Source organism: Streptomyces sp. NPDC039609, from assembly GCF_055596705.1.
In genome coordinates this window covers 377,438-394,783 of record NZ_JBVIUJ010000001.1, presented here as the reverse complement: position 1 = coordinate 394,783, position 17,346 = coordinate 377,438, and the positions used below count along the sequence as shown (strand labels likewise).

At 72.4% G+C, this 17,346-nt stretch carries 16 protein-coding genes; 9 read left to right on the top strand and 7 right to left on the bottom strand.

Translation table 11 applies throughout. The features are described 5' to 3' along the window. Positions 1–124 precede the first annotated feature (124 nt). Positions 125–2,539 carry a right-handed parallel beta-helix repeat-containing protein gene (locus ACZ561_RS01815; RefSeq protein WP_470988343.1) on the top strand — a complete coding sequence of 805 codons (2,415 nt, stop codon included), beginning with the start codon at positions 125–127 and terminating at the stop codon, positions 2,537–2,539. Here the strand turns inward: ACZ561_RS01815 and ACZ561_RS01810 are convergent. After that, positions 2,509–4,953: a hypothetical protein gene (locus ACZ561_RS01810; protein WP_470988341.1), complete on the bottom strand. Its 2,445-nt coding sequence runs from the start codon at positions 4,951–4,953 to the stop codon at positions 2,509–2,511. The genes ACZ561_RS01815 and ACZ561_RS01810 overlap by 31 nt on opposite strands. Before the next feature lie 136 nt (positions 4,954–5,089). Between ACZ561_RS01810 and ACZ561_RS01805 the strand changes: the two genes are divergently transcribed. From ACZ561_RS01805 to ACZ561_RS01795, 3 genes are read left to right on the top strand one after another with little or no spacing between them, the layout of a single operon-like run. Continuing rightward, positions 5,090–5,926, top strand: a complete 837-nt coding sequence (locus ACZ561_RS01805) for a DeoR/GlpR family DNA-binding transcription regulator (RefSeq protein ID WP_470988340.1) — start codon at positions 5,090–5,092, stop codon at positions 5,924–5,926. After that, a complete protein-coding gene (locus ACZ561_RS01800) occupies positions 5,923–6,360 on the top strand; it encodes an SRPBCC family protein (RefSeq protein WP_470988337.1) in 438 nt (145 codons plus the stop codon). The genes ACZ561_RS01805 and ACZ561_RS01800 overlap by 4 nt, the downstream gene beginning before the upstream one ends. Positions 6,361–6,416: 56 nt before the next feature. Then, complete coding sequence (locus ACZ561_RS01795) at positions 6,417–6,917, top strand: SRPBCC family protein (RefSeq protein WP_470988335.1); 501 nt, start codon at positions 6,417–6,419, stop codon at positions 6,915–6,917. Here the strand turns inward: ACZ561_RS01795 and cds1 are convergent. Then, entirely contained in the window at positions 6,877–8,019 is a 1,143-nt protein-coding gene (gene cds1, locus ACZ561_RS01790) for an L-cysteine desulfhydrase Cds1 (RefSeq protein WP_470988333.1), read from the bottom strand. The genes ACZ561_RS01795 and cds1 overlap by 41 nt on opposite strands. A 176-nt stretch (positions 8,020–8,195) precedes the next feature. Between cds1 and ACZ561_RS01785 the strand changes: the two genes are divergently transcribed. Next, positions 8,196–8,501 (top strand): hypothetical protein, encoded by a 306-nt coding sequence (locus ACZ561_RS01785; RefSeq protein ID WP_470988329.1) that lies wholly within the window; start codon positions 8,196–8,198, stop codon positions 8,499–8,501. A 196-nt stretch (positions 8,502–8,697) separates the two neighbouring features. Continuing rightward, positions 8,698–9,309 (top strand): ATP-binding protein, encoded by a 612-nt coding sequence (locus ACZ561_RS01780; RefSeq protein ID WP_470988327.1) that lies wholly within the window; start codon positions 8,698–8,700, stop codon positions 9,307–9,309. Between the two features lie 136 nt (positions 9,310–9,445). Here ACZ561_RS01780 and ACZ561_RS01775 read toward each other — a convergent pair whose 3' ends face one another. Genes ACZ561_RS01775 through ACZ561_RS01765 form a run of 3 tightly spaced genes read right to left on the bottom strand, consistent with a single transcriptional unit; the run spans position 9,446 to position 13,100 of the window. Further along, positions 9,446–12,007, bottom strand: a complete 2,562-nt coding sequence (locus ACZ561_RS01775; RefSeq protein WP_470988324.1) for an ABC transporter permease — start codon at positions 12,005–12,007, stop codon at positions 9,446–9,448. Then, on the bottom strand, positions 12,004–12,819 hold the full coding sequence (locus ACZ561_RS01770) for an ABC transporter ATP-binding protein (RefSeq protein ID WP_470988320.1): 816 nt from the start codon (positions 12,817–12,819) through the stop codon (positions 12,004–12,006). The genes ACZ561_RS01775 and ACZ561_RS01770 overlap by 4 nt, the downstream gene beginning before the upstream one ends. Further along, positions 12,816–13,100 (bottom strand): SHOCT domain-containing protein, encoded by a 285-nt coding sequence (locus ACZ561_RS01765; protein WP_470988317.1) that lies wholly within the window; start codon positions 13,098–13,100, stop codon positions 12,816–12,818. Before ACZ561_RS01765 ends, ACZ561_RS01770 begins: the two co-directional genes overlap by 4 nt. Before the next feature lie 197 nt (positions 13,101–13,297). Here ACZ561_RS01765 and ACZ561_RS01760 point away from each other — a divergent pair, with 197 nt between their 5' ends. Then, on the top strand, positions 13,298–13,870 hold the full coding sequence (locus tag ACZ561_RS01760; RefSeq protein WP_470988314.1) for a TetR/AcrR family transcriptional regulator: 573 nt from the start codon (positions 13,298–13,300) through the stop codon (positions 13,868–13,870). 29 nt (positions 13,871–13,899) lie between these two features. Then, complete coding sequence (locus ACZ561_RS01755; RefSeq protein WP_470988312.1) at positions 13,900–14,520, top strand: DUF4865 family protein; 621 nt, start codon at positions 13,900–13,902, stop codon at positions 14,518–14,520. Here the strand turns inward: ACZ561_RS01755 and ACZ561_RS01750 are convergent. Then, entirely contained in the window at positions 14,493–15,257 is a 765-nt protein-coding gene (locus ACZ561_RS01750) for an SAM-dependent methyltransferase (protein ID WP_470988310.1), read from the bottom strand. The genes ACZ561_RS01755 and ACZ561_RS01750 overlap by 28 nt on opposite strands. 88 nt (positions 15,258–15,345) lie before the next feature. Next, positions 15,346–16,572: an ROK family protein gene (locus ACZ561_RS01745; RefSeq protein WP_470988307.1), complete on the bottom strand. Its 1,227-nt coding sequence runs from the start codon at positions 16,570–16,572 to the stop codon at positions 15,346–15,348. A gap of 85 nt (positions 16,573–16,657) precedes the next feature. Between ACZ561_RS01745 and ACZ561_RS01740 the strand changes: the two genes are divergently transcribed. After that, the gene (locus tag ACZ561_RS01740; protein WP_470988305.1) at positions 16,658–17,305 is read left to right on the top strand and encodes an HhH-GDP family DNA glycosylase; all 648 of its coding nucleotides are present in this window, start codon (positions 16,658–16,660) and stop codon (positions 17,303–17,305) included. Positions 17,306–17,346: the final 41 nt, after the last annotated feature.

Below are 17,346 nucleotides of genomic sequence, written 5' to 3'. Positions count from 1 at the left end.
GGCCGACCCCGTCGACCGGACGTACCCGGCACGAGCGGCCGACCCGTCAACCCCTCGCCGTCGCGCGCGCTACGGTGGGGCATCCGATGAGCAGCGACGCATGAGGCGGGGGCAGAGCACACCCATGGCACAGGGCACGGTCCAGGTGACGCACACCGGCACATCGCGGTGGCGGCGCCGCACGGGTGAGTACGCGTCCCTCGCCGCAGCCCTGGAGGCCGCGGGGGACGGCGATGTCCTCACCGTCGCGCCCGGCACCTACCGGGAGAACCTCGTCATCGAACGGGCCGTCACCCTGCGCGGCCCGGAAGGCGGTGTCGGCTCGGTCCGCATCGCCCCCGTGGACGGTGTACCGCTGACCGTACGGGCGTCCGCGACCGTCCAGGACCTGCATGTGGAAGGCCAGGACACCGCCGCGCCGGCGCTGCTCGTCGAGGACGGCACCCCGGAGCTGCTCGATCTGCGGATCGTGACCCGGTCGGCCGCCGGCCTCGAGGTCCGCGGAGCCGCCCGCCCCACCGTCCGGCGCTGCACCGTCGACAATCCGGCGGGCGTCGGCATCGCCGTACTCGACGGCGCCGGCGGGGTGTTCGAGGAGTGCGAGATCGTCTCGGCCGGGCAGTCCGGCGTCTCCGTGCGCGGCGGCGCCCATCCGCGGCTGGAGCGGTGCCGGGTCCATCACGCCTCGGGCGCCGGGATCACCGTCAACGGCGAGGGCAGCGGCCTGGAGGCCATCGGCTGCGAGGTGTACGAGATCAAGGGCACCGGTCTGCAGATCGCGGCCCGCGCCACCGCGCACCTCACCGACTCCTCCCTGCACCGCACCTCCGCCGACGGCATCACGCTCGACACGGACGCGGTCCTCACCCTCTCCGACTGCGACATCCACGACATCCCCGAGAACGCGATCGACCTGCGTTCGCGCTCCGTGCTCACGCTGACCCGCTCCACTGTGCGCCGCTTCGGCCGCAACGGGCTCTCGGTGTGGGACCCCGGCACCCGGGTGGACGCCAACCAGTGCGAGATCCACGACAGTACGGGCGACTACCCGGCGGTCTGGATCAGCGACGGGGCGACCGCCGTCCTCGAGGCGTGCCGAGTGCACGACGTACCTGACGCGCTGTTCGTCCTCGACCGTGGCTCGCGCGCGGACGTCGTCGACAGCGATCTGTCGCAGGTGCGGAACACGGCTGTGTCGGTGAGCGACGGGGCGACCGCGCAGCTCGACGACTGCCGGATCCGGGAGGCGTCCACAGGCGCCTGGTTCCGGGACCACGGCAGCGGCGGGACGCTCGGCGGCTGCACCATCGACGCCGTACAGACCGGGGTGATCGTCACCAAGGGCGCCGACCCGACGATCGAACGGTGCACGGTCACCTCGCCCGCCGAGGCCGGGTTCTACGTCTCCGCCGAGGGGCGCGGCTCCTTCCACGGCTGTCGGGTGACCGGCAGCGGCGGCTACGGCTTCCATGTGATGGACGGCTGCCGCACGACCCTGCGCAAGTGCCGTACGGAGCGCTGCGCCCGCGGCGGGTACGAGTTCCCCGACGAGGGTCCGGTCGCGGAGGACTGCACGAGCGACGAGAGCGCCGTGCGGACGAATCCCGCCCCGGACACCGGGACCGTGCTGACGGCGACGCAGTCGGCGGGGCTGCTCGGTACGGTTCCCGCGCCGCGCTCCCCCGTCGTCACTCCTGCCCCGCCTGTCCCCGAGCCGGCTCCGGAGGCACGTTCCTCGAAGGACGTACTCGGTGAACTGGACGCGCTGGTGGGCCTGGAGAGCGTGAAGCACGAGGTGCGCACGCTCACCAACATGATCGAGGTCGGGCGCAGACGGCAGGAGGCCGGCCTCAAGGCCGCCTCGGTCCGCCGCCATCTGGTCTTCACCGGCAACCCCGGCACGGGCAAGACGACCGTCGCCCGGCTCTACGGCGAGATCCTCGCCTCGCTGGGCGTCCTGGAACGCGGGCATCTGGTCGAGGTGTCCCGGGTCGATCTGGTCGGCGAGCACATCGGCTCGACCGCGATCCGCACCCAGGAGGCCTTCGACCGGGCGCGCGGCGGTGTGCTCTTCGTCGACGAGGCGTACGCGCTGTCGCCCGAGGACTCCGGCCGGGACTTCGGGCGCGAGGCGATCGACACCCTGGTGAAGCTGATGGAGGACCACCGCGACGCGGTCGTGGTGATCGTCGCCGGCTACACGGCGGAGATGGAACGCTTCCTGACCGTCAACCCCGGCGTGGCGTCCCGCTTCTCACGGACCATCAGCTTCAGCGACTACGTACCGGAAGAGCTGCTGCGGATCGTGGAGCAGCAGGCGGACGAGCACGAGTACCGGCTCGCCGAGGGCACCGACGAGGCGCTGCGGAAGTACTTCACCGAACTGCCGAAGGGGCCGGCGTTCGGCAACGGCCGTACCGCGCGTCAGACGTTCGAGTCGATGGTGGAGCGGCACGCCGGACGGGTCGCCGTGCTCGCCGAGGTGAACACGGACGACCTGACCCTGCTCTATCCGGAGGACCTTCCCGAACTCCCCTGATCCGCCTGATCGTTCGTTCCCCCGTCGCCGTCACGCTGGCGGGGCAGGGCGGGTGGCAACCGGTCGAGGAGTACGGACCGTTCGGCGGCGAACACCGGGTCGGCCTGGTAGTCGGAGTGGCCCAGGATCGGTTCCGGCAGCGGGTGTTCGTGGGTGCGGCCGTAGACGAGCGGATCGAGGAGCACGGCGCGGTCGACGGCCGGCTTGGCTCCCTCGGCGGGGACCCGTACGGGTCCGCCTATCGGGTCGGTTGCGCGGTAGAGGTTGCTCCAGCAGTGGACCGTACGGTGCAGGGCGCGCAGCGGCCCCGGGCCGAAGTAGGCGGGGAACCAGCGGCCGTAGAGCCGCTCCAGCGGGGAGCCGTAGGTCAGCAGCGCGACCCGACCGCGGGTCGTCGGCGGCAGCTGCCAGACGGCCGCCGCGGCCAGCACACTGCCTTGGGAGTGGCCGGAGATGACGAGCCGGCCGCCCGTGTGCCTGGTCCAGGAGCTCATCCTCCAGGTGAGGTCGGGCACAGCCCGTTCGGCGTAACAGGGCGGGGCGAAGGGATGCGCGGCACGCGGCCAGAACGTGCCGACGTCCCAGAGGATGCCAATGGTGCGACGGGCCGAGGCGTCCCTGTAGGCGCGCCGGCCCCAGGTGACGAAGAGCAGGAAGCCGAAACCGATCATCCAGGAGCCGAGGGACTGGGCCGTGTCGGCGGCGGAGGCGATCGCGGGGTGCGCGCCGTCGAAGGCCCGGCCGGGTACGTTCCCGCTGGCCCAGGCCCCTGCGACGGAACCGGCACCGAGCAGGAGGGTCGCGCCCGAGACGATCCCGACGAGGGCGGGAGCGGCGTCGGTGAGTCCGGCGGTGGCCCGGCCCGCGGCGATCCGTGCGGTACGAACAGGGTCGGAGACCTCGGCTCCGTACTCGGCCTCGACGACGGGCCCGAGGCGGCGGGCGGCACGCGCGGTCCGTACGGCGAGGAAGACGACCGGGGCGAGGAGCATCAGGAGCAGGACGGGGATGACGGACGCCTGCCAGCTCAGCAGCACGGGCGGGGCCACAGGAGAGCCGGCGCCCATGCCCGGGGTGCCGGGACCGTCGAGCCAGTCGGCCATACGCTGGGCGACTCCGCCGGACATCACGCCCCCGAGGGCGCAGGCAAGCATGGCGACGGCCGGGCCGCCGAGGCCGTACAGGGCGGTGCGCGGCTCGCGGTGGGGGCGGTGCAGGAGGAGGGCGACCGCAGCGAGGGCGACGACGAGGCCGCCCTGAGCCAGGGTCAGGACGCCGAAGGCGGCGTCGCCTGGCAGCGTGCCGGCGGAGCGCCACTCGGGGCGGGACCAGCCGGCGTGGAGCACGGCGAGGGCGAGCAGGACGAGGGAGGCGCCGGGCAGCCAGGAGACCATGGCCCGTTCGAGCCGCAGGTCGAGGCGCTTCTCGCTGCGGCCGCGGCGGCAGACGACCCAGAGGACGACGGCGGCGAGGACGACGAAGGCCGCCTGGAGGGACCAGGCGAAGGCTTTCAGCAGGGCGTCGGACGCGCCACGGTCATGGCGGGCGGCGGCTCCGGTGACGGCCGAGGCGACCGTCAGAAGGCCCGCTGCGGTGTGGGCGGCGCGCAGCCGGGCGACGAGGCGGCGGCCGTACCAGAAGCCGGGCCGGCCGAGGGCTGGGCGGAGTTCGATGGGGGTGGGGGCGTCGGCGCTTTCGGTGTCCGCCGTCGCCGCGTCCGACCCGGACTCGGCCGGCGAGGTGTCCGCCGGTTCCGTCGGCGCCGCCGCCGCTTCGTCGTACCCCGTGGGCGGGCGCTGGGCCTCGTACGCGCTCCACGTCCGGTTGGAGAGGTACCAGAGCAGTCCCACGAGCGCGGCCGGGACCACGGCGGCGAGCGCGAGACGGCGGCCCGGCTGGGACCACCAGCCGCCCCGTTCGGCCGAGAGGAAGCCGAGCCAGGAGCGGTCCTCCGTGCAGGCGGCGGATCCGGCACACTGCCAGGCCGTCAGATCGAGCGCGACCTCGCATGCGGCGGCGGTGAGCAGCACGGTGAGGGTGAGGGCGACGAGCCGCACCAGGACCCCGTACAGCCGGACGAGACCGGGGCGCCTCTTGGCCGGCGGACGCATCCAGTGGGCGAGGTTGACGACCATGAAGGGCAGGAGCAGCAGCCACAGGGCGCGGGCGCCGTTGCCGGAGGTGAGGTTGGACCAGCAGTACGCCTCCGGAACCGGCCGTTCGGCGTAGCGCTCGGGGTGCTCCTCGGCGTCGAGGTCGTCGGTGCGGCGGTGCATGGCGGCGGTCGTGTCGCCGGTGACCCGGACCGTACGGGGGTCGCCCAGCATGTCCTGCGGCGTGGCGCCGCCGACACCGTGGACGAGGAGCTCGAGCGCCGCACCTCCGCTCTTCGGGGCAGGTGTGGCAGGGGACACTTCGGCGTCTCGCTCTCTGGGTGGCAGGATTCGACGACAGGCAACAGGATCGCGGAAGGCCGTGCACTCGTGCACGGGCTCTCACCGAATCCGACGGCAATCCCCCAGTCCCCTTCGGAAGGAACGGCCCCCGGTGGTGAGCGACCATCAGAATCTCCTCGCGGAGCAGCGGCGCGCCCTCATTCTGGACGAGGTGCGGCGGCGCGGCGGTGTACGGGTCAACGAACTGACGCGGCGGCTCAATGTCTCCGACATGACGGTCCGCCGGGACCTGGACGCACTGGCCCGCCAGGGTGTCGTCGAGAAGGTGCACGGCGGCGCGGTGCCGGTGGTGGAGACGAGTTCGCACGAACCGGGGTTCGAGGCCAAGTCCGCGCTGGAGCTGGGCGCGAAGGAGGACATCGCCCGGGCGGCGGCGCGCATGGTCGCGCCCGGTTCGGCGATCGCACTGTCGGGCGGTACGACGACGTTCGCCCTGGCGGAGAAGCTCCTCGATGTGCCGGATCTGACGGTGGTGACCAATTCGGTACGGGTCGCCGACGTCTTCCACACGGCGGGTTACGCGGGCGGCGAGTCGCGGCCCGGTGCGGCGACCGTGGTGCTCACGGGTGGCGTACGGACTCCGTCGGACGCGCTGGTGGGGCCGGTGGCCGACCAGGCGATCCGTTCGCTCCACTTCGACGTGCTGTTCCTCGGGGTGCACGGCATCTCCGCGGAGGCGGGGCTCTCCACGCCGAACCTCGCGGAGGCGGAGACGAACCGGAGACTGATGCGCTCGGCGCGCCGGGTGGTGGTGGTCGCGGACCACACCAAGTGGGGGACGGTGGGGCTGAGTTCGTTCGCCCGGCTCGACGAGGTGGACACGCTGGTGACGGACGCGGGCCTGTCGTCGGAGACCCGGGCGGAGATGGCGGAGCTGCTGCCGGGTCTGGTGGTGGCGAGCGAGGACGAGAACGAGGACGACGCGGTGTGAGCCTCTTCCGCGTCGAGCGCTCCTCGGCCCTGCCGGTCGAGGAGGTGTGGCGGCGCCTCACCGACTTCCGCGCGCACGGCCGTCTGGTGCCGCTGACCCGGACGCGGCTGCTCTCTCCCGGGCCCGTGGGCGTGGGAACGCGGTTCGTGGCCCGTACGGGCATCGGACGGCTCGCCTTCGATGATCCCATGGAGGTCGTGCGCTGGGAGCCCCCGGCGGCCGGGCGGCCCGGCAGGTGCCTGCTGGAGAAGCGGGGCAGGGTGGTGCTCGGGCGGGCCGTGATCGAGGTGTACGGGACGCCGGGCGGCGGCTCCCGCGCGGTGTGGGTGGAGGAGCTTCGCCTCCGCGGCGTTCCGGGCGCCTTCGATCTCGTACTGGCCCGCGCCGGGCGGTGGCTGTTCGGACGGGCGATGGACGGACTGCTGGGCATGTGACAGAACGTCAGCTAGGGTGTGCGCACTTCAGCCCCGCCCTCCGGAGGTACGGTCCCATGGCACGCCGACTCAGGCCCGTGGAGCTCGACTTCGCCACATCCGCGCCCGTTCGTCTGGTCTTCACGGCGGAGGTGGCGGCCCCGCCGTCCGCCGTGCACCGCTCACTGGCGGTGGAGTTGGGCAGCATGCCCGCCTGGTTCGCGGCGGTGGCCTCGGCGGCCCCGACCGCCGACGGCGCCGGCCGTACGGTACGGCTGCGGGGCGGGATCGTGTTCCACGAGACGATCATGGCCGACGAACCGGACACCCGTTACGCCTACCGGATCGACGAGACCAACGCACCGGGCGTCAGCGCCATGCTTGAGGACTGGTCCCTCTCCCCCGCCGGACCAGGCACCCGGGTCCGCTGGACGATGGCCGTCGACGGCCCCCGGCCCTGCCTCGTCGCCATGCGCCTGGCCCGCCCGGGCGTCGGGAAGTCCTTCCGCGACGCGATGCGCAGCCTGGACCGGCGGCTCACTCCGGCCAGGAACCCGTCTCCAGGAACCGGTCGATAGCGGCGGCGTAGGGCGCGATGTCCATGCCCTGGTCGGCCAGCCAGGCGTCGGAGTAGTACTTGTCGAGGTAGCGGTCGCCCGGGTCGCAGATCAGGGTCACGACGCTGCCGGTACGGCCGTGCTCGACCATCTCCCCGACGATCTTCAGCGCGCTCCACAGTCCCGTACCGGTGGAGCCGCCCGCCTTGCGGCCGATCGCTGCCTCCAGGGCACGGACGGCGGCGACGCTGGCCGCGTCCGGGACCTTCATCATCCGGTCGATGGCGCCCGGCACGAAGCTCGGCTCCATACGCGGCCGGCCGATGCCCTCGATGCGCGAACCGCAGTCGGAGGAGGCGAGCGGGTCGTTGTTCGTCCAGCCGTCGAAGAAACAGGAGTTCTCGGGGTCGGCCACGCAGATGCGGGTGTCGTGCTGCATGTAGTGCACATAGCGCGCGATGGTCGCCGAGGTGCCGCCGGTTCCCGCCGTGGCGACGATCCAGGTGGGTTCGGGGTACCGCTCCAGCCTCAGCTGCTGGTACATGGATTCGGCGATGTTGTTGTTGCCCCGCCAGTCGGTGGCCCGCTCGGCGTAGGTGAACTGGTCCATGTAGTGCCCGCCGGTCCGCTCGGCGAGCGCCGCGGACTCCTCGTACATCTTGCGCGAGTCGTCCACGAAGTGGCACTGGCCGCCGTGGAACTCGATCAGGCGGCACTTCTCCGGGCTGGTGGTGCGGGGCATCACGGCGATGAAGGGCACCCCGATCAGCTTGGCGAAGTACGCCTCGGAGACGGCCGTCGAGCCGCTGGACGCCTCGATGACGGGCTTGCCGGGCCGGATCCAGCCGTTGCAGAGGCCGTAGAGGAAGAGGGAGCGGGCGAGACGGTGCTTCAGGCTGCCGGTGGGGTGGGTCGACTCGTCCTTGAGGTAGAGGTCGATGCCCCACTTCTCCGGGAGCGGGAAGCGCAGCAGGTGGGTGTCGGCGGAGCGGTTGGCGTCGGCCTGGACCTTGCGGACGGCTTCCTTCAGCCAGGCGCGGTACGCCGGGTCGCTGCGGTCGATGTCGATGGTGGCCGCGGCCCGTGGCGCGCTGCCCGACACCGTGTTCTCCGTGGTGCTCATGCGTCCCTCTCCTCATCCTTCCCCCGACGGTCCCCACTGGTGACGATAACTCGCTCACCTGCACAAACGTTCACTTTGGGGGTCCATAGGAGTCCCTTGCAGAAGGGCACTCTGGTGCGCCTGCCGCACGCCGGGCACACTGGTCGGAACAACCGGTGCGAAGGGGGCGGAGCGATATGACGGAGCCCGAGTTCACGGCCACGGGTGTACGGATCGAGCGCTGGCCCCGCTCGCTGACCCGGGCGGGCGAGGTCCGGATCGAGGACGGCCGGCTGTCGCTGCTGACCAGCTACGGCAGCGAGATCGACAGCGCCCCGGTGAGTTCCGTGCGGGCCGGACGGCCCTGGTTCGCGAAGCCCGACGAGACGGTGGCCACGGTCAACGGGACGCGCTACCGCCTGACCATGGACGGGCCGCAGGACCGGGCGTCGGACCCGGGACGCTTCCTCGAAGCACTGAAGAAGGCGGCCAGGAAGAGGTAGGCGCGGAGCGATGACACTCCGGTGACCTGCGGTGGGTCGCCGCGAGTTGCGGGCCACTCACCACTGGTTCACGCTGGAACCACCTCACCGAGGGTTTACCGGCGGTGACGCTGTGATCCAGCCCGCCGCCCTGCAGTACCGCATGACAGATCCGAATCTTCGTCTTCTTCCGGACCTACTTCGGGGAGTCGCAGCCGTGATCAGCGAGCCAAGCAGGCACTGCACGGTGGAGCTCCAGGCCCTGCCGTCGCGGATCGGTCAGGTCCGCAGAATCGTATCGGCGCATCTGCGCTACTGGCATCTCGATGCGTTGATCGACCATGCGGCGCTCGGTGTCACCGAGCTGCTGACCAATGTTCACCGGCACGCACAGCCGGACAAGAGGTGCACCGTCGAGATCGAGCTGCTCCTCGACCGACTCATGGTCTCGGTCCATGACCACGACCCGCGGATACCGGGATTCGCCGGCAGGACGGGAATCCTGGGGGCCCAGGACCTCGTCGGGATCGACGAGTTGGCCACGTCGGGCCGCGGTCTGGCCATCATCGAGGCGGTCAGCGAGAGCTGGGGCATCCGCCCGCACGGCGAGACGGGGAAGGTCGTGTGGTTCACTCTCTCCGCGCCGACCCCCATGGTGGCCGTCCCCTTCCGGTCGCACGCCGTCCACGGCGCGACGACCGACGGTCCGTTCGCCGACCAGACCCGCTTCCCCGGTGCGCATGGCACGGGACTCGAGGGTGTGCCCTTCGGGTCCCCGACGGAGCCCGCCCGCGCCCCGTCGGTCGCCCGCTCGGTTCTCATGGGCTGAGTCGGGGGCGGGGCGGGAATGCCGCGGACCGGACCACACGTATCGGATCCAAAATCCAAGATCCAGGATCCGATATCCACGCGGGATCCAAGAGATCCGACATGGGTGATCCGGTACGCGTGTTCCGGTACCGGCGTCATTCCGTCGCGATCGCCCGCAGGACGTCCAGCCCGGCCGCCCGCCGGGCCGGGCGCCACGCGGCCACGACGCCCGCCGTCAGGCCGACCAGCGCCACGAGGGCGAGCTGCAACGGCGGTACGGCGAAGGCGAACGCGCTGTCGCTCGCCCCGTCGGACGCCGTGACCAGCACCCAGCCGAGGAAGCCGCCGAGTACGAGTCCGCCGACCGTGCCGAAGGCCGCGACCAGGACGGACTCCCAGCGGACCATCGCCTTCAGCTGGGCCCGGGTCTGGCCGACGGCGCGCAGGAGGCCGAGTTCACGGGTGCGCTCATGGACCGCGAGGGTGAGCGTGTTGGCAATGCCGAGCAGGGCGATCAGCACGGCCAGTGCGAGCAGCGCGTAGACCAGCGTGAGCATCATGTCGATGCCGCTCGCCGAGGAGGCGGCGTACTCGTCGCGGGTCTGCACCTCAGGGTTGCCGTACCGCTCGGCGACGTCCTCGACCGCGGCCTTGCCCGCATCGACGGAGACGCCGTCCTCGAAGGTCACGGCGACGAGCGTGTCGGAGTCCTGGGCGCGGTGCGGGGCCCAGGCCTCGCGGCTGACGACGTAGTCGCCGGCGAGTTCGGACTGCTGGTAGACGGCCCTGACGGTGAAGGTGTGCCGGCTGCCGTCGGTGAAGGCCAGCTCGGTGGTGTCGCCGGGCTTCAGGCCGGACTTGGCCGCCTCGGTGTCCGCGACGGCGAGGCCGTCCGTGCCGAGGCCGTTCAGCGACCCCTGTACGTCTCCGAGGTCGAAGGAGCGGGCGAGCGCGGTCGGTTCGGTGACGGTCAGGGCCCGCCCCTCGCCGTCGATCTCCGCGACGCCCTGACCGAGGCCGACGGCGGTCTCCACCTCGGGCAGCTCGGCGATCGCCGGGGCGAGCCGCGGGCTGAGCCCGCCGCCCCCGGCGCCGAACGACGGTGTGCTGACGGCGACGTCACCGGCGAACGAGCGCGAGACCGTCTGGTCCATCGTGGCCTTCAGCGAGGCCCCGAAGACCGTGAAGAGCGAGACCACCGCCACGCCGATCATCAGAGCGGTGGCCGTGGCGGCGGTCCGCCTGGGGCTGCGCAGCGCGTTGCGGCGCGCGAGCCCGCGGTTCGTCCCGCGCAGCGCGCCGCCGAGGACCCGTACCGCGGCCGAGGACGCCACCGGGCCGAGGACGACGAACGCGGCGAGCGCCAGCACGGCCCCCACGGAGGCGAGCCACAGCGACGGGGTGGCGAGAACTCCGGTGAGCACGACCGCGATCGCGGCGAGCAGCAGTCCGGAGCCGGCCAGGACGCGCATCCGCGAGGCACCCGACTCGTCCACCGCGGTCTCGCGCAGCGCGGCGAGCGGGGCCGTACGTCCCGCCTTCACGGCCGGCATCAGCGCCGAGCCGACGCAGACAAGGAGTCCGACGGCGAAGGGCAGCGCCATCGACAGGCCGCTGACCACGAGCGCGCCCTCGGGGAAGGGGAAGCCGATCGCCGGGAAGAGCGCCTGGAGCCCGGCCGCCACACCGATGCCTCCGAGGAGCCCGGCGACGGAGGCCACCAGACCGACCGCCACGGCCTCGACGAGTGTCGAGCCGACGACCTGCCGACGGGAGGCGCCGAGCGCGCGCAACAGCGCGTTCTCGCGGGTGCGCTGGGCGACCACGATGGCGAAGGTGTTGTGGATCGAGAAGACGGAGACGAGCAGCGCCACCCCGCTGAACACCAGCAGGAAGGTGGTGAAGAGGGTCAGGAACTGCCCCGAGATCATCTCGGTGTTCTCCGCGGCGGACCGCTCTCCGGTGATCGCCTCGACGCCCTCGGGGAGCACCGGCGCCAGCGCGGCGACCAGTTCCTGCTGCGAGGTGCCCGGGCCGGCACGTACGAGGATGCCCGCCGCGTCGCCGGGCTTCGGCGTGAGGTACTTCTCGGCGTCGGCGCGCGTCATCCCGGCGTACGTCACCTGGCCCATGCCGTCCTCGCCGCCGAAGGTGGCGAGACCGACGACGGTGACCTTCACCGGGTCGGGGGTACGCAGGACCGTGGTGTCGCCGACGGACAGGTCGCCCGCCTTCGCGGCGCCTCGGTTGACGACGACCTCGCCGGACTTCTCCGGGGCGCGGCCTTCGGCCAGGGCGTACGGGTTGAGTTCCGTGTCCTCGATCCAGTTGCCGGCGAGAGTGGGCGGGCCCTGGCCGCCGATGGGGTCTCCGTCGGCGGCGACGAGCTGACCGGCGCCTTCGATCCGGGGGACCGCCGCGGCGACGACAGGAACCTTGGCGATCGTGTCGGCGAGGGACGCGTCGACGGGGCTGCGGGTCCCCTGGCTCTCGCCCTCGACGGTGACCACGCTCGCACTGCGGACGACGGCATCCGTACCGCTGCTGGCGTTGCCGAACAGCGAGTCGAAGCTCGCGCGCAGTGTGTCGCCCATGACGAGGGTGCCGGCGAGGAAGGCGACGCCGAGCAGGATGGCGGTGAAGGTGCCGACAAGACGCCGCTTGTGGGCGCGAAGTGCGGAGAGGCTGATCTTCAGCGAGGCTCGGGCGGCGTTCATGACGTCACCGCCCCTTGAGTATTGGACCTGGCGCCCGCCCCCTGGGTGGTGGACCTGGCGTCGAACGCCTTCAGGCGGTCGAGGACACGCTCGGCGGTCGGCTCCGTCATCCGGTCGACGAGGCGGCCGTCGGCGAGGAAGACCACCTCGTCCGCGTGGGCGGCGGCGACCGGGTCGTGGGTGACCATGACGACGGTACGGCCGGTCTGGCGTACGGTCCGGCCGAGGAGCCGCAGCACCTCCTCGCCGGAGCGCGAGTCGAGGTTGCCGGTGGGTTCGTCGGCGAAGACGACGTCGGGGTCGCCGGCGAAGGCGCGGGCGACGGCGACGCGTTGCTGCTGGCCGCCGGAGAGCTGGCTCGGCCGGTGGTGGAGCCGGTCGCGCAGGCCGACGGTGTCGATCAGCCTGTCGAGCCCGGCCCGGTCGGGGGTGGTTCCGGCGAGGTCCAGGGGCAGGGTGATGTTCTCGGCGACGGTGAGGGTCGGCAGCAGGTTGAACGCCTGGAAGACGAAGCCGATCCGCTCGCGACGCAGCAGCGTCAGCCGCCGGTCGTCGAGGGCGGAGAGGTCGGTGTCACCGATGAACGCGGCGCCGGAGGTGAGGGTGTCGAGCCCGGCGGCGCAGTGCATGAGGGTGGACTTGCCGGACCCCGAGGGGCCCATGATCGCGGTGAAGCGACCGGCCGGGAAGTCGACGCTCACCCCGTCCAGGGCTCTGACCTCGGTGTCGCCGACGCCGTAGACCTTCACGGCGTCGACGACCCGGGCGGCGGTGCGGGCGGCGCGCGTGGCCGCGGCGGTGGTCGTGGTCATGCCGCACGCCCCTTGGGTCCCGCGGTACGACCGAACTGCTCCTCCAGGACGGTCAGCCGCCGCCAGTACTCGTCCTCGTCGATCTCACCGGCTGCGAAACGGTGGCCGAGGAGCGCGATCGGAGACTGCTCGTCGTAGGCCGGGCGCGGCCCGGGGCCTCGACGGCCGCGAATCCGTCCGGTCCGGCGCAGGACCGTGACCACGGTCAGGATCACGGCCGCCCAGACGAGCGGGATGAACAGGACCCAAGGCCCGGGGCCGGCGTGGGCGAGTGTGTTCATGTCTCTCAACTCCTCGTGCGTAAGTCGCGTGTGTCGCGTGTGTCGCGTGACGTTGCTTCGAGACTCGCTCGCGGAGGCGGTCCGGGTCGTCGTACGGCCAGCGGCTTCGTCCGTACGACGTGGGGAGTACGGACCGCGCTGCCGACTGCTCCCGCCCACTCGAGACTTCTGTACCTACTGGTATGTACACTTCCCTCATGACGACGTCCGAGCGACTGATCGAGGCCACCAGGGAGCTGCTCTGGGAGCGTGGCTACGTGGGGACGAGCCCCAAGGCGATCCAGCAGGCCGCCGGCGCCGGGCAGGGCAGCATGTACCACCACTTCGCCGGGAAGCCGGATCTGGCGCTCGCGGCGATCCGTCGTACGGCCGAGGAGACGCGGGCCACGGCGGAAGCCGTCCTGGGCGACGGGAGCTCGGCGTACGCGCGGCTGGAGGCGTATCTGCTGCGTGAGCGCGACGTGCTGCGCGGCTGCCCGGTCGGGCGGCTGACGATGGACCCGGACGTCGTCGCGAGCGACGAACTGCGAGTTCCCGTCGAGGAGACACTCGGATGGCTGCGCGGCCGACTCGCCGACGTCGTCCAGGAGGGCCTGGACAGCGGGGAGTTGACCGGCCCCATCGATCCGGCGGAGCTGGCGGCCACGATCGTGGCGACCGTGCAGGGCGGCTATGTGCTGGCCCGTGCGTCCGGCTCCCCCGCCGCCTTCGACACCGCCGTCCGCGGCCTGCTCGCCCTGCTGTCGACCCTGTCGAGCCGTGCCGACTGAGCGCGCACAAGAGAATCGGAGACCGCCCGATGGACGCCATGCAGTACGAGATCACCCTGCCCGCCGACTACGACATGGGGATCATCCGCGACCGGGTCGCGACGAAGGGTCATCTCCTCGACGACTTCCCCGGCCTCGGCCTCAAGGCGTATCTGATCAGGGAACGCGAGGACGGCTCGCCCGTGAACCAGTACGCGCCCTTCTACCTCTGGACCACTCCGGAAGGGATGAACTCGTTCCTCTGGGGCCCCGGATTCCATGGGATCGTGAACGACTTCGGCCGGCCGGTGGTGCAGCACTGGACGGGTCTCGCCTACGAGGAGGGGCCGGCGGCCGACCGGGCGCCACGGACCGCGACGCGCCGCAGGCTCCCCGTTCCGATGGGCATCGCTCCGGCGCAGGCCGTGGCGGAGGCGCGCGCCCGCCACGCACGCGAGGCCCGTGAGGACGGCGTGGTGGCGAGCGCGCTCGCGATCGATCCCCGGCACTGGGAGCTGCTGCACTTCACCCTGTGGGCGGAGGAGCCTGCGGCTTCGGCCCCGGGCTCCGTCCCCGAATTCGGCGCGTACGAGCGTTTCCAGGTGCTGCACGTGTCGGCGCCGGAGCGGGCGGACCTGGCGGCTCAGCCCACCGGGACGAGCGTCAGATAGGCCATGCCGAGGACACGGCGGTAGCCGTTGAGCCAGGTGGAGCGCTGGCGGTCGACCCGTTCGCGGGTCTCGGCGGCGAGCGGGTGGTCGGGATGGGCGGCCAGCCAGAGCTCGGTGTCGTTGCGGTAGCCGGACTCGAACTCCTCCCACTCGTCGGCGCCGGCCGTCTCGATCCACGCGGGGCGGAAGCCGGCCTCGATCGCCAGGTCGACGAGCGGTCCGAGCAGGAAGTGCTCCCCGGCATGCGCGCCGGGCCACATCCCGGCGAGCTCCTCCTCCGTCGGCGTGCGCTGCCAGAAGCCCTCGCCGAGAACGACACGGCCGCCGGGGTTTACCAGGCGCCGCAGTTCACGCAGGGCGGCGGCCGGGTCGTGGGGCTGGTCGGGGTCACAGAGGGCCTGGCTGGAACCGAGGCAGAGAATCGCGTCGACCGGCCCGCGGGTGGTGCCGAGCGCCGACTCCTCCACGAACTCGACCCGGTCCGCCAGTCCGCGCTCCTTGGCGAGGACCCGGCCCCGGGCCAGGTCCTCGGCGTTGATGTCGAGGCCGGCACCGGTCGATCCGGGCGCGGCCTCCAGGACGCGCATCAGCAACTCGCCCCAGCCGCACCCGATGTCGAGCACGGTGGCGGGCGAGGCGGCGGCGAGCCGCTCGATCATGCGGTTGGCGCGGGCCTCGGAGAGCGGCCCGTGGAAGGTCAGGCTGCCGAGGCGCGGGGGAAGATCGTTATCTGTCATGGGGCGGAACGCTAGTGCGAGTGACGCCGTCTGCCCAACCGAAATCGTGGTGAGGGGCTTCAGGCATGGGGTCCGGCCTTCCGCTTCCTCACACCACCGGCCTGCCCAGAGCCGCCAGCGGGTCGTCGAGGACCGGCTGCCAGGCCAACTCCGCAGCGCCCACCAGACTGTTGTGGTCGAGGGTGCAGGCGAGGATCGGAACCCCGCCGCTGCGACCCCACAGGCTGCGGTCCGCCACGACCGCGCGCAGTCGGTCGGGGTCGGCGTCCAGCAGTTCGCGGTGCAGACCGCCGAGGATGATCCGGTCCGGGTTCAGGATGTTCACGAGGCCGGCGAGACCGAGCCCCAGACGGTCGATCAGCTCCGCCGTCGCGGCCCGTACGCCAGGGTCGTCGGGGCTGGTGCGCAGCAGGTCGCGCGACTGCTGGAGCAGCGAGACCTCGGGGCCGGGCGCGCGTCCGGCGACGGTGAGGAAGGCGAGCGGGTCGGTCTCGACGTCGAGGCAGCCCCGGCTGCCGCAGTGGCACGGGCGCCCCTCGGGGTTGACCGTGAGGTGTCCGACCTCGAGGGCGAGGCCCGAACTCCCGGTGTGCAGACGGCCGTCGAGGACGAGCGCGCCGCCGACGCCCCGGTGTCCGGTCGCGACGCAGAGAAGGTCCTTGGCGCCACGGCCCGCGCCGTGGCGGTGCTCGGCGAGGGCGGCGAGGTTGACATCGTTACCGGTGAAGGCCGGGCCCTCGATGCCGGCGGCGCGGACGCGTTCCGCGAAGATCTCCCGTACCTGCGCACCGGCAGGCCAGGCCAGGTGCAGCGGGTTGAGGGCGGTGCCCTCGGGCTCGGCGACGGCGGACGGCGCGGCAAGGCCCGCGCCGACACAGCGGCGGCCGCTCTCCTCCAGCAGGGCGGCGCCGGCGTCGACGACGGCGCCGAGAACCTGGGCGGGGTCGGCGGAGACGGTGACGCAGCCGGGCGCCGTGGCCACGATGGTGCCGCCGAGGCCGACGAGCGCGGCGCGGAAGCCGTCGGCGTGGACCTGTGCGGCGAGGGCCACGGGGCCCTTGTCGTCGACGGCGAGGCGGTGCGAGGGACGTCCCTGGGATCCGGCGGCGGCGCCGGGGTTGGAGTCGACGCGGATGAGGCCGAGGGCCTCCAGTTCGGCGGCGACGGCACCGGCGGTGGCGCGGGTGACGCCGAGTTCGGCGGTGAGCACGGCACGGGTCGGCGCGCGGCCCGTGTGCACCAGTTCCAGTGCGGGCCCGAGCGCGCCGCGCCCCCTGTCCAGCCGTGTCTTGGTCGTCGTCGCCTTGCCGTTCATGGGGGCGAGTCTCCCATGATCGGACGGTGGCGCGGTTTCGGCGGGTGCCCAGCGGGTAGCGGCGCGGCGGGAAACGGGAGGTGTCATGACAGGCTCCGACACGTCGACGACCCGCGTCCGGGCCCTGCTGGAGGACCAGGAGCACGGGACGTACGCCGAAGAGGCCGGTATCCGGCTCAAGAACACTCCGCAGCCGTTGTACCAGCTGCTCGTCCTGGCCCATCTGCTGAGCGCCCGGATCCGCGCGGAGACGGCGGTCGCGACGGCCAGGGCGCTCTTCGACGCGGGGATGCGCAGCCCGCGGCGGATGCGGGACGCCACATGGCAGGAGCGGGTGGACGCGCTGGGCGAGGGCGGCTATCGGCGCTATGACGAACGGACCTCGACGCAGCTGGGCGAGGAAGCCGAGCTGGTCCTGGCGGACTACGGCGGCGATCTGCGGCGGATGCGGGAGGCGGCGGACGGCGACGTGGAGGTGCTGCGGTCGGAGTTGCAGGACATGCCCGGGATCGGCCCGGCCGGCGCGGACATCTTCCTGCGCGAGGTCCAGGGAATCTGGCCGGAACTGGCCCCTTACCTGGACGAGCGTGCCCTGGAGGGCGCCCGGCGCGCGCACCTCCCCGTGGACGCCGCCGCACTCGCGGGACTCGTCCCCCGCGAGGACCTCCCCCTGCTTGCCGCCGCGCTCGTACGGGCGTCGCTGCGACGGGACACCGCCGACGCGTCGGGCTGAGCCCCGCCGCGCCCGACGGCATCTCGGGTGAGCGGCGCCTA

Excerpts from the sequence above, each read along its gene's own strand:
- ACZ561_RS01795 (WP_470988335.1), top strand. The coding sequence starts at position 6,417 with ATGGCACGCCGACTCAGGCCCGTGGAGCTCGACTTCGCCACATCCGCG.
- cds1 (WP_470988333.1), bottom strand. The coding sequence starts at position 8,019 with ATGAGCACCACGGAGAACACGGTGTCGGGCAGCGCGCCACGGGCCGCG.
- ACZ561_RS01755 (WP_470988312.1), top strand. The coding sequence starts at position 13,900 with ATGGACGCCATGCAGTACGAGATCACCCTGCCCGCCGACTACGACATG.
- ACZ561_RS01770 (WP_470988320.1), bottom strand. The coding sequence starts at position 12,819 with ATGACCACGACCACCGCCGCGGCCACGCGCGCCGCCCGCACCGCCGCC.
- ACZ561_RS01785 (WP_470988329.1), top strand. The coding sequence starts at position 8,196 with ATGACGGAGCCCGAGTTCACGGCCACGGGTGTACGGATCGAGCGCTGG.
- ACZ561_RS01745 (WP_470988307.1), bottom strand. The coding sequence starts at position 16,572 with ATGAACGGCAAGGCGACGACGACCAAGACACGGCTGGACAGGGGGCGC.
- ACZ561_RS01740 (WP_470988305.1), top strand. The coding sequence starts at position 16,658 with ATGACAGGCTCCGACACGTCGACGACCCGCGTCCGGGCCCTGCTGGAG.
- ACZ561_RS01760 (WP_470988314.1), top strand. The coding sequence starts at position 13,298 with ATGACGACGTCCGAGCGACTGATCGAGGCCACCAGGGAGCTGCTCTGG.
- ACZ561_RS01775 (WP_470988324.1), bottom strand. The coding sequence starts at position 12,007 with ATGAACGCCGCCCGAGCCTCGCTGAAGATCAGCCTCTCCGCACTTCGC.
- ACZ561_RS01750 (WP_470988310.1), bottom strand. The coding sequence starts at position 15,257 with ATGACAGATAACGATCTTCCCCCGCGCCTCGGCAGCCTGACCTTCCAC.
- ACZ561_RS01815 (WP_470988343.1), top strand. The coding sequence starts at position 125 with ATGGCACAGGGCACGGTCCAGGTGACGCACACCGGCACATCGCGGTGG.
- ACZ561_RS01765 (WP_470988317.1), bottom strand. The coding sequence starts at position 13,100 with ATGAACACACTCGCCCACGCCGGCCCCGGGCCTTGGGTCCTGTTCATC.